General features: G+C 50.2%; 14 protein-coding genes and 1 pseudogene. All 15 read right to left on the bottom strand.

Annotated features, from left to right (window positions below; all coding sequences use genetic code 11):
* Position 1 precedes the first annotated feature (1 nt).
* Positions 2-955 (bottom strand): site-specific DNA-methyltransferase, encoded by a 954-nt coding sequence (locus tag AB5627_RS03845; RefSeq protein ID WP_265290398.1) that lies wholly within the window; start codon positions 953-955, stop codon positions 2-4.
* Entirely contained in the window at positions 952-3,327 is a 2,376-nt protein-coding gene (locus tag AB5627_RS03840; RefSeq protein ID WP_265290431.1) for a VirB4-like conjugal transfer ATPase, CD1110 family, read from the bottom strand. The genes AB5627_RS03845 and AB5627_RS03840 overlap by 4 nt, the downstream gene beginning before the upstream one ends.
* Positions 3,281-3,715 (bottom strand): PrgI family protein, encoded by a 435-nt coding sequence (locus tag AB5627_RS03835; RefSeq protein ID WP_265290399.1) that lies wholly within the window; start codon positions 3,713-3,715, stop codon positions 3,281-3,283. The genes AB5627_RS03840 and AB5627_RS03835 overlap by 47 nt, the downstream gene beginning before the upstream one ends.
* 3 nt (positions 3,716-3,718) lie before the next feature.
* The gene (locus tag AB5627_RS03830) at positions 3,719-4,270 is read right to left on the bottom strand and encodes an MT-A70 family methyltransferase (protein ID WP_147563629.1); all 552 of its coding nucleotides are present in this window, start codon (positions 4,268-4,270) and stop codon (positions 3,719-3,721) included.
* 8 nt (positions 4,271-4,278) lie between these two features.
* Positions 4,279-5,142 (bottom strand): VirB6/TrbL-like conjugal transfer protein, CD1112 family, encoded by an 864-nt coding sequence (locus AB5627_RS03825; protein WP_265290400.1) that lies wholly within the window; start codon positions 5,140-5,142, stop codon positions 4,279-4,281.
* Between the two features lie 68 nt (positions 5,143-5,210).
* Complete coding sequence (locus tag AB5627_RS03820; RefSeq protein WP_173849741.1) at positions 5,211-5,426, bottom strand: Maff2 family mobile element protein; 216 nt, start codon at positions 5,424-5,426, stop codon at positions 5,211-5,213.
* An 18-nt stretch (positions 5,427-5,444) separates the two neighbouring features.
* The gene (locus AB5627_RS03815; protein ID WP_147561411.1) at positions 5,445-5,759 is read right to left on the bottom strand and encodes a hypothetical protein; all 315 of its coding nucleotides are present in this window, start codon (positions 5,757-5,759) and stop codon (positions 5,445-5,447) included.
* Positions 5,760-5,779: 20 nt separating this feature from the next.
* Positions 5,780-6,643: pseudogene (locus AB5627_RS03810) on the bottom strand (VirD4-like conjugal transfer protein, CD1115 family); the annotation flags it as partial.
* A 41-nt stretch (positions 6,644-6,684) separates the two neighbouring features.
* Entirely contained in the window at positions 6,685-6,846 is a 162-nt protein-coding gene (locus tag AB5627_RS03805) for a transposon-encoded TnpW family protein (RefSeq protein ID WP_079851490.1), read from the bottom strand.
* 142 nt (positions 6,847-6,988) lie between these two features.
* Positions 6,989-8,860 (bottom strand): AAA family ATPase, encoded by a 1,872-nt coding sequence (locus AB5627_RS03800; protein ID WP_055162988.1) that lies wholly within the window; start codon positions 8,858-8,860, stop codon positions 6,989-6,991.
* A complete protein-coding gene (gene mobQ, locus AB5627_RS03795; RefSeq protein ID WP_265290401.1) occupies positions 8,857-10,353 on the bottom strand; it encodes a MobQ family relaxase in 1,497 nt (498 codons plus the stop codon). Before mobQ ends, AB5627_RS03800 begins: the two co-directional genes overlap by 4 nt.
* Positions 10,319-10,678, bottom strand: coding sequence for a DUF3847 domain-containing protein (locus AB5627_RS03790; protein ID WP_006875983.1), 360 nt, complete (start codon positions 10,676-10,678; stop codon positions 10,319-10,321). Before AB5627_RS03790 ends, mobQ begins: the two co-directional genes overlap by 35 nt.
* Positions 10,679-10,722: 44 nt before the next feature.
* Positions 10,723-10,908 carry a hypothetical protein gene (locus AB5627_RS03785; RefSeq protein ID WP_080543147.1) on the bottom strand — a complete coding sequence of 62 codons (186 nt, stop codon included), beginning with the start codon at positions 10,906-10,908 and terminating at the stop codon, positions 10,723-10,725.
* A gap of 152 nt (positions 10,909-11,060) precedes the next feature.
* Complete coding sequence (locus AB5627_RS03780; RefSeq protein WP_002593328.1) at positions 11,061-11,669, bottom strand: ATP-binding cassette domain-containing protein; 609 nt, start codon at positions 11,667-11,669, stop codon at positions 11,061-11,063.
* Positions 11,666-13,630: a DUF1430 domain-containing protein gene (locus AB5627_RS03775; RefSeq protein ID WP_265290402.1), complete on the bottom strand. Its 1,965-nt coding sequence runs from the start codon at positions 13,628-13,630 to the stop codon at positions 11,666-11,668. Before AB5627_RS03775 ends, AB5627_RS03780 begins: the two co-directional genes overlap by 4 nt.
* Positions 13,631-13,639 lie beyond the last annotated feature (9 nt).

Below are 13,639 nucleotides of genomic sequence, written 5' to 3'. Positions count from 1 at the left end.
TTCAATGGGTATCACCTCCGATCCGTTCCCGTGCAAGGGAACAAAACTCCGTGTTCAGTTCAATGCCGATGTAATGCCTGCCGTGCCGCTTCGCCGCAAGCCCCGTTGTGCCGCTGCCCATGAATGGATCAAGGACAATGCCGCCCTTGGGACAGCCCGCCAGAATACAGGTTTCCGCCAGCAGGGGCGGATAGGCGGCAAAATGCCCGCCCTTGTAAGGCACGGTGTTGATAAACCACACATCGCGCTTTGCCCGGACGGGTGAGATCATGTCGTCGGTGATGCTGCCTTTTTCCCTCGGCTTATTGATATTCTGTGTCTGCGGTTGTCCCGGAACGGGAGCGGAATACTTGCCCACGCCGCGCCCAGCCTTTTTGCGCAGGGCGGTCGTGGGGGCAATGGGTTCGGCAATGGCAAGCCAGTCATAGAAATAACGCCTGCTCTTGGTGAGCATAAAAATATGCTCATGGCTGCGGGTGCAGCGGTCTTTGGTACTCTCCGGCATGGGGTTTCCCTTTGCCCAGATCACGTCATTGCGCAGATACCAGCCGTCGGCGCGGAGCGCAAAGGCCAGCATCCACGGGATCCCAATCATGTCCTTTTGCTTGTAGCCCCGCGCCGCTTGACAGAGAGAAATGTTCTGCCCGTTGCGCCCCTGCGGATATTTGGGGTCACGGGTATCACCTTTGCTGCCTGTGCCGCAATAGCTGTCCGCGATATTTACCCACAAGGTCCCATCCGGGCGCAGCACCCGGCGCACCTCGCGGAATACCGCTGTCAGCCGCGAAATGTATTCCTCCGGCGTGGCTTCCCGTCCGATTTGTGCGTCCATGCCGTAATCCCGTAGCCCGTAGTAGGGCGGCGAGGTCACGCAGCAATGAACACTGCCCTCCGGCAGGGCTTTCAGCACATTCAGACTGTCGCCGCAGAGAATGGTATCAAGCTCCATCATCATACGCCGTTCACCTCGCTTGGCTTGGTGGACATGATGCGGTAAAGCTCGGTGTCCCGTGGGAACTTGTCTGCAAAGGGCAGGATCACATTTTCAAAGAACAGCAGCCCTTCGCCGGGTGGGGAGTTGGTAACGAACTTTAGCTGCTCCGGCGAGATATTCAGACGTTCAGCAAGAATTTTGCGGTCGCCTGCCGCTTGGTTGAGCATACAGATAAAGTCGCTGTTTTCGAGAATGTTTTCAATTTCAGGGCTGGACAGCAGATCCTTGACGTTTTGCGTCGCACCTGTTGGCACACCGCCCCATTTTCTGAATCGCTTCCAGATCTCCGCGCTGTATGCTGCGGTTTGCGGCTCTTTCAGCAGCAAATGGAACTCGTCGGCGTAGTACCACGTCGATACGCCTGTGTTGCGGTTGCGGGTGACGCGATTCCAGACCTGATCCTGAATCACCAACATCCCCGGCTTTTTCAGGTTCTTCGGCAGTTCCTTGATGTCAAAACAGACAAAGCGGTTGTCAATGTCAACCGTCGTTTGGTTGTTGAAGAAATTGAGCGATCCCGACACATACAGGTCAAGTGCCTGCGCCACACGGTCGGCTTCCGGCAAATGCTGCGCCGTCAGCGCGGCGTGGAGGTCGGAGAGGATCGGCATATTCTCTGGGCGCGGGTCTGCAAAGTAGGGCTGATAGATACGCTGCACAGCGCGGTCAATTACGGTGCGTTCGATGGCTTCCAGCCCGGTCTTGCCGCCCATAATCAGCTCACAGAGGGACAGCACAAAATCGGATTTGAGCGCCAGCGGGTTTTCGTCCTCGGAATAGTTCAGGTTGATGTCCAGCGGATTCAGATAATCGCGGCTGGTGGGAGAGAGCTTGATAATCTGCCCATGCAGCAGCTTTACCAGCGGCGCATACTCGCCCTCCGGGTCACATACCAGCACATGATCGTGGGTTTTCAGCAGCACACCGATCATTTCCCGTTTGCAGGAGAATGATTTGCCGCCGCCCGGTGTGCCGAATACAAGACCGTTGGGCGAACGCGCATTTTTGCGGTCAAGCATAATCATGTTGCCGGACTTAGCGTTTAGCCCGTAGTAGAGGGAATCGCCGCCTTGAAATAGCTCCTGCGTCACAAAGGGAACGATGATTGCCACGGCCGAGGTCGTCATGCCCCGCGTGATATGGATTTGATTTTCCCCCAGCGGCAGCGAGGACACAAGACCGCGCTCCTGCTGGAAGTCCAGCCGCGTCAGGGTGCAGTTGTGCTTTTGCGCTACGCCTGCTGTACGGAATACCTCGTTTTCCAGCTTGCGCTTGGTGTCGCCGTAATTCAGGACAAGAAACGTCAGCAGAAAATACCGCTCGTTGCGGCTTTGGAGATCTTGCAGCAGCTTTTTCGCCGCACCGCCGTAGGTAGCAAGGTCGGACGGCAGAATATCCATATCGTAGCCGTCCCGGACAGCCTTTTTCTGCTCCTGAATTTTCATAGCGTCAAGGTCTGTGATTTTCCGCTTCACCATTTTTACGGCTTCTGTCTGCTCCAATGCCTGAATATGGACATTGACGACAAGGCTACTGTCCGTATCAAGAAAATCGGTCAGTATGCGGTCGGTCAGCTCCGGCGTAATGATCTGCAAAAAACTTGCAGCGCAGAGCTTGCCGCCCATCTGGAACATACGGCTATTCTTGAACGCAAAGGAGGATGGCGCGATAAAGTCCTTGGTGGAAAGCCCGCCAGCGGCAAGCCACTTCCAGTCAAAGTTGAAGCGTTCTCCATCCGGGTGCATGATGCCGTGCAGCACCTCTAAACGCTCCTTGCCGTCCAGCACACGGGACACCGCACCCATGATTTTGAAGTAGCCCTGAATATCCAGCGAGATACGCGACAGCCTTGCCCGTGCCGCTTTGAGGTTATCGGCTTCAATGGTATAGGTAATGTATTTGGTTTTCACGCTGCCGTTGTTGCCGCGGGCAAGCTGCCGCTTGAGAATGTCCGTCTGCTCCTGCCGGATCGGATCTAAACCGTCATTGCAGGGCGGCATTTCAAAGCTCCGAGCAAGCTGCTCCCGATCGGACTTACGGTTGGGATAGGTGAACTGCACATGGATGGAAGAATCCAAATAGTTATACAGATCGCAGAGATATTCAAAAATAGCCGTCTGATCGTCAGGCTGCGCAAGCAAATAGTTGATGTCAAAAAACTCAATGCTCTGCGAATAGCGCCTGTTTCCGAGATAGCAGATACCGTCCGGGTACATGATCTGATAGGGTATCGTGTCCTGCGCGGTATGGGGCTTGCCGTCACCGCGATATTTACGAATGACGGCTTCAATCTGTTTTCTTTCGGCGCGGGTGAGCTTGGACTTGTCCGCCATGCTTTTTGCTTCCGCGCTGTCTGCTCTTTTCGACAATTGCCTTTACCTCCTGTTCCATTTGATATTGACACACAAGGGCGTCGTATGCGTTGACGGTCTGATAGGGGCGCTCCTTGGGGCGCAGAAAGCAGCTTTCTATGATTTGCCGCCCCACCACTTCAAGGGGCTGCCCGTTCTTCTCATACACCCCAAACAGAAAACCGGGGAGCATGACAACGATCATCACCATTGCCGCAGCCGTCGTCCCGATGCCGCCTTTGAGCAAAAAGAAAAGCGGCACTCCCATGAGCGCCGCCAGCCCAAAACAAATAAGCTGCCGCTTTGTCAAATTGAAAAGCACCTTGGATTTGATTTTCGTCAAATCCTTTGGCACGTTTACATAGGCCATGTGCTAACTCCTTTCCGCAAGCGTAATATCGCTTGCAATTTCATTGCCCCATGCGTCCCAGCCCGGCGTTTTCTGCCGGGCGAACAACTCCACGCGGGGCAGATCGCCCATGAGCGCAAGAATCTTGTCCCGCGCTTCATCCGGCTTTTTACTATGCTGCTCAATAGGGCTGATAATAAACTGATGTACGCCTGCCGACTGCCGTTTGGGTTTGCCCCTGGTCGCCAGCAGGCAGATTTCCGCATTGCTGCGCGTCCAGTAGCCCATGCCGTAAAACCATGACGGACTTTTGCGGTTGCGTTTGAGCCAGACAAACGCCACGGTTTTATAGCGAAAGCCCCATGCGTGGATCAACCGCAGGGCTTCGGGAAGCTGCGGAAAAGTCGCCCAGAGGAACAGGGCGCAGTCTTTCGCCGCCAGCTCCGGCACGGGCAGGGCGCAAAGCTCGTCAATGCTCATGGTGGGATAGTGATTTTCTGCCGCGCCCTGCACCTTTCTCTGCTCATAGCGCCACGGCGGGTCTGCGTAAATGATGTTGTACGTTCCGATAGGCAAGCCCTCCGTCAATGGGCGCTGAACACGGCCTTTGCCATACTGCTCGTTTTGAACAGGCAGAAGCACAGCAGCACCGTATAGCCCATTGCCAGCCAGATTGCGCCGGACACGTCGCCCGTCGCGGAAATGCTCTGGATCAAGACCGAGTAGATGCCCACGACCACCATAATCAAAAACGCCTGAAAGCCCAGCGCCAGCAGAGATTTCAGGTAATTTTGCCCGACATTGTGCCATTCTCCGTTTGTCATGGTAGCAAGCGGGATGGGGCCCAGCGAGGTCACAAGATATATTTCAATCATTCTCCCGTAGACCACCAGCATAATGCAGATGGAAAGAATGTTCATCGTCAGCCCGACAAACAGGGATTGAAACCACAGTCCAATCAGTCCGCCAAGGCTCATAGCTTCCAGCGACGTTTGCAGATCGCCCACAAGGGAATCTATGTCAATGCTGGTATTGCCGATTATCACGCCTGCGCTCTGATTGACGACCTGCTGCGCCGCGTCAAAAACGCCCATGACGATATTCCAAGTGTTCGTGACAATCAGAACAGCCGCGTAGGTTTTGAATACCCATTTGAAGAACATAAAGGTGTCAATGTCGTGCAGATTGTTTTTCTCTGTCACCATCTGGATCAGCTCGTAGGTCATTACAAATGCGAGAATTGCACCCGCAATCGGGATGATGACGGATTCGGACAGGTTGTGGATCATATTGAAAATGCCGGAGTTCCAGCCCTGCGGCGTCGCTCCGACATCAGCGGCGATTTCGCCCACCTTTGTATTCACCGTATCGAACAGCCCCGACAGGTTGCCGATGATTCCGTCGATCAGAACGCCCTTAAACCATTCCTCCAGCCAATCAATAATCAAAAGGCAGCACCTCCTTTCCCGCGCCGCCCCCGGTCAGGGGACGGCGCGGCGGTGTATTTCAGAATCGGTTAGCTGAACAGGCCGGAGAGCAGCGGGACAAGAACGCCGCCGATCAAGGCAACGCCGCCGCCCGCCATGAGCTGTTTCATGCCCTGACTTTTAGCGCCGGGGTTGTCCGAGCCATAGCCCTCCAAGAGGTTAATCACACCCCAAATGCCAAGGCCTGCACCGAGTGCGATCACGAGGGTCTGCAAAACACCAACTGCGCTATTGAAAAATGCCATATTCGTACCTCCATAAAATCATGTTGAATTGTTGTGTGTAGGAAAATTGCAGCCGTTTTCTCCGGCTGCGGCATCGGAAGTGTTGCTGTTTTGGGCGAAGTGCTGCTCTGTCCATTCGTACAGGGCGAGTGCATACAGCCTGTCATGCGACATCATAAGGCGGTAGGCTACATCCTGCGAAACCGCTTCAATGTCGATGTCCGTATAGGGAACACCACGCCTGTCACAATCCTGCATCTGCTCCCAAAGGGCAAGACCGCAGAGAATGTTGCAGCCAATCTTTTCCCATTTGCGCATACATTCCATAAATGCCTGATAATTCGAGAGTTCCATAAACAGCTCCTTTTGCCGCGTTATTCTGCGGCGGTAAAATCAGCGTCCTCGTCGGACAACTCAATCTCATAGAGGTCAAACGGTTCCTCCGGTGCAATCACCGCCGAGGGATGTTTCTTCTTTTTTCGCTGCACCCGAATGTAGCGTTCTACATCAAAGGTGTTCTTCTTGTCGGCGTCGGACAGGTACTTATAGCGTGGGTGCTTGGTGATGTCATACTTCTTGGAGAAGAACGGGCGTACACCACGTAGCTGCAAGATACACATTCCGCCGTCCATTGTTGCAATTTCGTCCTGCGTCATCAGCTCCTTTCCTAATTTCTGATAATTTAAGCCGTGGGAGATTTCCTTTCCCCGATTTTCTGAGGTATTGAAGCTGTCGATGGTTTCCTTGCCCAATATCTCCGAGATTTCTTTCAGGGTGGTTTTCTCCTTACCGCCTAAAAACAACATGGTATCGCAGTTGCCGACTATGGTATCGGCGTTATCCTTGTAAATCGCCTTTAGCTGGCTCTGCGACTGCAAAATAATAGAAGCCGATATTTCACGGCTTCGGATGGTGGCAATCAACTTATCGAATTGCGGGATTTGACCGATGTTGGCAAACTCGTCCAGAATAAAGCGCACATGAACGGGCAGCCGCCCGCCGTACACATCATCGGCTTTGTCGCATAACAGATTGGTAAGCTGGGATTGGAGAATGGCAATGACAAAGTTAAAGGTCGAATCGGTGTCGCTCATAATGAGAAACAGCGCCGTTTTCTTATCTCCGATGGTATCAAGCTCCATCTCGTCATACGCCATCAGGTCGCGCAGCTCTTTGATGTCAAAAGGAGCAAGCCGTGCGCCGCAGGAAATCAGAATCGACTTGGCTGTTTTGCCAGAGACGAAAAGTCAAGGACTTTTTCATCAAATTCAAAAAGAAGTCACATTTTGCGGACTTCCTCACGAAGCATACGCTTGATTTTGTCCTCCATCGTCTCCTTGGCGGTCTCGCTGAAATGGACACGGACGATATAGGTGGTCTTGCCAATCTGCTTTCTGACAGTCGGGCAAGTGGCGGTGTTGGTTGCGGTATTGTTGTTCATTCAAAATCCTCCTGTAAATGAAAAATGCCCGGTGACTGTTCATCATCGGGCGGTGTCGGTATGATGGAACAAGGCAAGGCGGCAACATTAAGGTATCTATAAAAACCTTGCCGTCTTTGCCACGCTTGCCGTGTTCCTGTTGTCAGTTTCGGAGATAGCAGACCCATGCTGTGCCGTCTTTCTCGGTCACAAGTCTGTCCCCGATACGGCTCTTTGCCGTTCTCATGGTGCGTGAAGAAATTCCACGCTCATTGACCGTCTTTTCCAGCTCTGCACTTGGCATACGCTTTCCGTCTGCCAGCAGTTCCAGTATCAGTGCTTCTGCCTGTGCAGTCTTGCTTTCGGTCTTGGAGGTGTCTGTCCCGGCAAGAAGCTCGTCAGCGGTAATGTCATAAGCTCCTATCCATTCAAAGCCTTTCACGTCTCCCAGAGAAAAGGCAAGGGACTGTCCGGGCGGTGCAAGGGAGCTTTTCTCATGGATAAGCACCCTCGTTGTGGGGCTGTCCTTCAGCTTGCCGATAAAAAGCAGACTGCGGACTGCCGCCGTAATGTCGATAGACCCCAATCCCCGGTAGGTGCTTTGCGTTCCTGCGGCTTTGTTGAGGTGTCCTATCAGCACGATAGCGCACCCGGTAGCCTGTGCAATGTCTCCCAGACTGCGGAAGATGGGACGGACTTCATTTGCCCGGTTCATGTCCACATCTGCGCCCAGAAACGCCTGCACCGGGTCAATGATAACCAGCCTTGCGTTGTTCTCACGGATTGCCCTTGCTATGCGCTCATCGGCAAGGGTCAGCGGCATGTCCCTATCGTCAATGACAAGCACTCTTTCAAGGTCTGCTTCCGCTTCCATCAGTCGGGGCTTGACGGTATCGCCCAGACCGTCCTCTGCGGTCTGGTAGATGATGTTGAAAGGCTCAAGGGTCTCCATACCGGGTAAAGGCTTTCGGTTGGTGCAAGCCGCCGCAAGACGCATGGCAAAGTAGGTCTTGCCCTCGCCGGGGTTGCCCTGTATGATCGTCAGCTTTCCAAAGGGGATATAGGGAAACCATAGCCAATCCACGCTCGTCAGCTCCACATCTGCCATGCGGAGCATGGGAACAGGCTGGGCGGTGGGCAGCTCTCGCAGCGTGATTGTCTCGGCTATGAATTTGCGGCTGGGAATGTCCCCTTGCTGACGGAGAACATCGTTCCAGTCTTTCCTTGCCGGGACAAGGCGAATGACGGCGATCTCGCCGGGAATGGACTGTGCCAGTCGGGTACAGGCTTCGCTTCCTGCGGTGTCGCTGTCAAGGCAGAGGAACACTTTTCGGGTGTCCTTGCGTTCAGAAAGGAAACGGTCAAGTGCTTTGCCCGAAACGCCGCCCAGGGCAAGATAGCTCCTTGTCTGCCAGTCTTGCGGATATAGGCAGATAAACGATAACAGGTCAATCGGTGCTTCAAAGACAAAGAGCTGGTTGCCGTTTCCCTCATAGCGGAACGGATAGGACTTGTCAGACCCGGCAATGTCCTGTCTGAATGGGTCTGCCGTTCCTCGCACATGGGCGTATCTCGGTGTGCCGTTTCGGTCTCTGCCGACAAAGACAACATTGTGCCGCTTTGCGTCCTCGTAAATATCCCCGGAAAGAAGAAAAGCCTCAACAAGCGTTTTGTTGAGACCCCGGCTTTCGCAAAGATATTGAATTACCCTGTCGGCTGTTCGGTTGTGCAAGGGCAAGTGGAACGCTGTGGGCGGTGCTGTGGTGGCTTCGGTCTGTCCTTCGCCGCTTTCGCCGGTCAGCATTTGGACGGCTTCGGGAAAGGACTTGCCGTAAAACTCCATGACGAAATCAATGGGATAGCCGCCCTTACTCTGGCTGTGGCGAAACCACTTGTTTCCCCGGACGGTCAGGCTGTCATGTTCTTTCCAGCGGTATTCCCGTCCGCTTTTGATAAGTGTCTCTCCCTGTGTGCGGAGAAAATCTTCCAGACTGACGGCGTTTGCCCGGTCAATCTGCGCTTGGGTGTAATTCATCGGGATAGTTCCTCCTTTTTGTGTCGTGTTTGGGGTCGATTTTGGAGCATTTGTTCCTCTGTACGCTCGTTAAATCGGGCGGCAGTATCTACACATGACTTGACCTTCCAAAGGCGGTGTAAATCGTCTCTGACAGCCTTAAACTCGCCATAGGTGGTTTCGTGCGCCTGTTCCAGCTCGTCATACTCTTCGGTCAGCTTTTTCATATCCACCTTGCCGTCCGGGAACTCCCCGGTCAGCTTGCGTCTGGCGGCGTAGAACATTTTCAGTTCGTCGGCGTGTTCAGCCTTGTACTTGGCTCTGGGCTTCTCAAACTTGATTTTCTGCAAGCCGTCATAGACAGGCTTCAAGCTCTGGAAAGCAGCAGAGCTGTCATAGAGCTGCTTAATTGCTTTCATTCGGGCGGTCTGTTCGTCCAGCGTTTTCTTCAAGCTCTCTGTGGCAGCACTGTGTTCGCTGACACGGTGTTCCAAATCTTCAAGGGAGTAAATGCCGTTTGCCCGGAGATAATTGAAAGTTTCGTTCATCTCCTTTAGGTTGCTGACCTTGCCTTTCTGCGAATAAGCCCCGGCTCTGCGCTGGGTGTAATAGGCGTTCAGCAGAGAAACAAGGTCGGGTGCCTGCGGCTTGGCAAGCTCCGCTTTTGCTTCGGCAATCCAATCAAACAGGAGAGCGATTTTCTTCTTAATGTCCCGGATAACGGCATTGGTCGCTCTGATCCAGCGATTGAACTCGCCTTTCTCGGTGCGTATACCTTTCTTCTCCATTGCCCGGACGGTTGCGCCCTCATGGACGGTGGGAAGAAGCTCTACGCCCTGACGCTCATAGCTTCGGTGGTCGATACGAACGTCAAGCCCCTTTTCCGCAAACTTGGCGTTGCATAACTCTGCCCATGTCTGCCGCCAGTATTCCAGCGTTTCGGGACTGCCCCAGTCGGTAGTGGGAACGGCGTTGAAAACAAACTCGCCGTTCTGGTCCCGGATACGGTTGCCGTCCTCGTCCAGCTCATACACCCGGCGTTGCTTTAGCCCCCATTTGCCGTTCTGCTCGATGGGGCGGATAGGGCAAAGCACATGAAAATGTGGATTGGGTATGCCGCCGTCCTCCCGGTCTGGCTGGTGTACGGCGAGGTCAACCACCATGCCCCGGCTCACAAAGTTCTCCAATAAAAATTGCCTTGCAAGAGCGATGTTTTCCTCAAGGGAAAATTCATTCTGCAAGGCAATGTCAAAGCTGTATGCAAGCTGGGCGTTCTTTCCACGCTCGGCTTTTTCCACGGCGTTCCATAGGGTCTGGCGGTCTGCGTATTCGGGCGGTGCATGGGACGGCAGGAGAATGTCAGAGCAGATCACGCCGCCCTTGCGGGTGTAGTCGCTGTATTCGCCGTAATACTCGCTATACAATCGCTCCCCGGCACGGTAGGCGGCAGAAGCAATAGCGGACTGTCCTGCGCTTCGCTTAGTCTGCGTGACGCTCAGATGAAATAGTGCCATCGGCTTTCAGCTCCTTTTCTCTGTTCGCTTGGCTGATATGGGTAATCGCCATGTGACGGACGGCTCGCTGGACTTCTGACAGAGAAAAGATGTGTTCCATGAGTTCCGTCATTTCGGTGCGTGTGAGATCTTTGACCTCCGGGGCAAGGCTCTCAATCGTGCCGCCCAGATTGCAAAGGCGGTGGGTGCGCTTGGTGCGTTCGCCTTTCTCCAGATACTTCTTTCTGTTCTCCAGACGCTCCAGCTTGTGCTTCTCCTGTGCAAGCTGCGTCTCAGCTCGTTCCTTTTCGGCTCGAAGCTGATCGAGGGTTTTCGGTTTTGTCATTGTGATTGACCTCCTTTTTTGATTTTTGGGATAAAAAAAGACCGTCAACTTTTCGCACATTGCGACCAGTCAACGGTCTGATTTTCGGTATTTATTTTTCCAAACTTGCTGGCGGCGAACAGCATTTCATGCTGTTTGCGGACGGCAAGTCCACAAGGGATAGACGCACAAGCGTCGCAAGGGAGTGTAGCTCCCTTGACGGAACGAAGTGACGAAACATTTTCGGTCAAGCAGTTTTTCTCTGCTGACCGGGAATGAAGCTCCGCAGGACGCACATACTCCCGATAGGAGAGTATAGAAGTGCGCCCTTTAGTTCCTAAAGGGATTTTCTTCTGACCCAAATTACATAAAATGTAGATCAAGACATTTCTAAGAGGTACTCTCAGATTTTCACAACATAAGGTTCATCTTCAATAATACCCTGATCGTGGGTAACAATGATAACCGTTTTACCTTCTTCATTGAGTTCGTGCAATAACCTCATAACAATATCTCTATTTTTCTTGTCAAGTGAGCCAGTAGGTTCATCTGCCAAAACAACAGAACATTTTTTCATCATAAGACGAGCTAAAGCAACTCTCTGTTGTTCACCACCGGAAAGCTGATAAACTTTTTTGTTAACTTCCTTTGATAACCCCACACGATTAAGAGCTTCTTTAAGTGATACTTTAGTTCGGCTTGATTTTTTAATCAAACTTAAATTTTCTTTAACTGTCTTATTTTCAAGCAGTGCAAAATTCTGAAAAAGAAACCCCACTGTATCCGCAAAAAAACTGTTTTTATTTTTAAGCCGGGTAATATTCAGCCCTTCGATTATGATACTGCCGCTATCCGGCTTTTCGATACCACCAATCATATTGAGCAAAGTGCTTTTTCCACTGCCGCTATCCCCGCTGATTACTACAAAACTTCCATCCGGAATTTCCAAATTAAAGTTGGAGAAAATTATTTTCTCTCCAAATGCTTTATTTAAGCCACGAATTATAATCATAAACATCCACCTTTCAAGGACTTTGAGATATTTGTTTTTTCAACCCACATAACATTTGTGAAAATGATTGCCATTTCAATAATGGTGAGCAATGCTCCAACCAGTAAAGCAATCCCGACACTTGCGTTAGATATAAAAAGCGAAACAATGCAAATCAATATCACAACGGCTATATTTTCTAAGAGATTAACGGAAATAAATCTTTTGTGCCTTTCATAAAAGCGATAGCCCAAAACCTTTTTGAGGGAGATTTCCATCGCATTAAGTCTAAATTCCATTTTCACTTCAGATATGATGATAGCGATATCTAACAGCAATACTAATACGCAAAGAGAGCTTATAAAGCCAATCAGTTTCACGAGGAAACTATGACTATAAGTATAATCCTCCCCGACATTCGTCAGCATAAAATAGTGTGGACCAAGCTGTTCTGCATATTTTTTCGCAGCATTACGAATTGTGCTTTCATCGCATCCGTAGATCACCTCACCATTATATGTTCCTGTTTCGATATAACTTCCATTCAAAGCAACAGCCTCATTTGCCTGATAAATAACAATCGGATTTGTTGCTCTTGACAATCCGTCAATAGCCTCTTCTCTGTTCGAATTGAGATAATAAAATTGCTCTCTGCCAGAATATTCTTTATAAACAACACGCAGTTCTTCTGCATTTTGGGTAAGAGAGTCAATTTCCTCTTTTGCGATATCTTTGTATGATTCCGTATTTTTTCCCTTTGGCACGAAGACCACGATATCCTCTTTTTCATCATCTTCAGTAAGCATATCAGAAAACCCTTGCAGCATATCTCTGGCATTATGATTTACAAAAATATAATTATCCGTATCGCTTATCCGGCTGCCTATGCAGACCACCGGATTTATAGTGTTGTATTCATTTTCGTAAAGGTCATTCCAAAATTCGCTCTCTTTGGATTCCTCCTCATTTTCTTCAAAAGGAGGTTCAATCTGCATAACTCCAAAATAGTAATCATTATAATGATTTTCTAAAAGAGTAGTGTTTGTAAGTAAATTACCTTGAATGCTACTGAGATTTGTAGTTATTGTAAAAATCGTCATAGCAGTAGCAAATACTTTAAGACCGTTCAGAAGATAAAACATACCTTTTTTATCTGAAGCATTGGCAAAGGCTTTTTTTACATCAAAGCGGACAAAAGCAGCATAAGAAATTACGGAAAGAACTGCTCCGGCACAATACACTGCCAAAATGAGATGATCTTCATACGCTCCCGATATAAATTGAGAAACAAGCAACTTTGCTAAGACGAATAATGCAGCATATGAAATCATATCAGCCACTACAGCTTTTAGAGCAATCACAGCAGCATTTTCGCCCAGAGAAGCTCGTACAACTACTTCCTTTTGTCTGCGTATCACCTCAATCATATTAAGTACAATCATCAATATGGCAACCAGGCCCCAAACAATGAACATCATATCAGTTTCGGTTGATTGCCAAAACTCTGGCTGCGATATAGAATATTCTTTTGCCAAATCTTGATATGTGGCAATAATGTCATCATCGTCACCGATATAGCTGACCATTATTTCCTGTCCATTGCCTGTGTTTTTTGCTTCTCTAAAATCTTCAAATTCTATTACGGTGATTCCGCCTATCAAAGCCGTATATGTTTTTTCCTCAATATCCATTGTGCTTTTAAGACTATCCCGAACAACGGTATCATCACCATAAATATAAAGTCTTGTCTGATAATTAGAAACTCTCTGATTAAAAGTCGAAAAAATATGAACACCATGCTTCTCAGCTGTATCTTCTGCATTGGCTAAAAATGAATCCATATCGTCATTAGTAGTTGTGTATCTGGACGATAAATAATAAGCACCATTAAAGTTCCAGAGCATATTTTGATATACTTCAGCTTGCATAACAAAAGCAAAAATAATCGTAATCAACAGCAATATATTTCTTATATGTTTCATTTAAAATTC

This window comes from Ruminococcus sp. RTP21198st1_G1_RTP21198_201120 (assembly GCF_040924265.1).
In the GTDB taxonomy this organism is placed as follows: Bacteria; Bacillota; Clostridia; order Oscillospirales; family Ruminococcaceae; genus Hominimerdicola; species Hominimerdicola aceti.
Note: the sequence above shows the minus strand (reverse complement) of the source record. Positions and strands in the feature narration are given on the sequence as shown.

Coding starts and splice junctions, on each gene's coding strand:
- AB5627_RS03815 (WP_147561411.1), bottom strand. CDS start 5,759: ATGGAACTCTCGAATTATCAGGCATTTATGGAATGTATGCGCAAATGG.
- AB5627_RS03780 (WP_002593328.1), bottom strand. CDS start 11,669: ATGATTATAATTCGTGGCTTAAATAAAGCATTTGGAGAGAAAATAATT.
- AB5627_RS03840 (WP_265290431.1), bottom strand. CDS start 3,327: ATGGCGGACAAGTCCAAGCTCACCCGCGCCGAAAGAAAACAGATTGAA.
- AB5627_RS03800 (WP_055162988.1), bottom strand. CDS start 8,860: ATGAATTACACCCAAGCGCAGATTGACCGGGCAAACGCCGTCAGTCTG.
- AB5627_RS03835 (WP_265290399.1), bottom strand. CDS start 3,715: ATGGCCTATGTAAACGTGCCAAAGGATTTGACGAAAATCAAATCCAAG.
- AB5627_RS03845 (WP_265290398.1), bottom strand. CDS start 955: ATGATGATGGAGCTTGATACCATTCTCTGCGGCGACAGTCTGAATGTG.
- AB5627_RS03820 (WP_173849741.1), bottom strand. CDS start 5,426: ATGGCATTTTTCAATAGCGCAGTTGGTGTTTTGCAGACCCTCGTGATC.
- AB5627_RS03805 (WP_079851490.1), bottom strand. CDS start 6,846: ATGAACAACAATACCGCAACCAACACCGCCACTTGCCCGACTGTCAGA.
- AB5627_RS03775 (WP_265290402.1), bottom strand. CDS start 13,630: ATGAAACATATAAGAAATATATTGCTGTTGATTACGATTATTTTTGCT.
- mobQ (WP_265290401.1), bottom strand. CDS start 10,353: ATGGCACTATTTCATCTGAGCGTCACGCAGACTAAGCGAAGCGCAGGA.
- AB5627_RS03790 (WP_006875983.1), bottom strand. CDS start 10,678: ATGACAAAACCGAAAACCCTCGATCAGCTTCGAGCCGAAAAGGAACGA.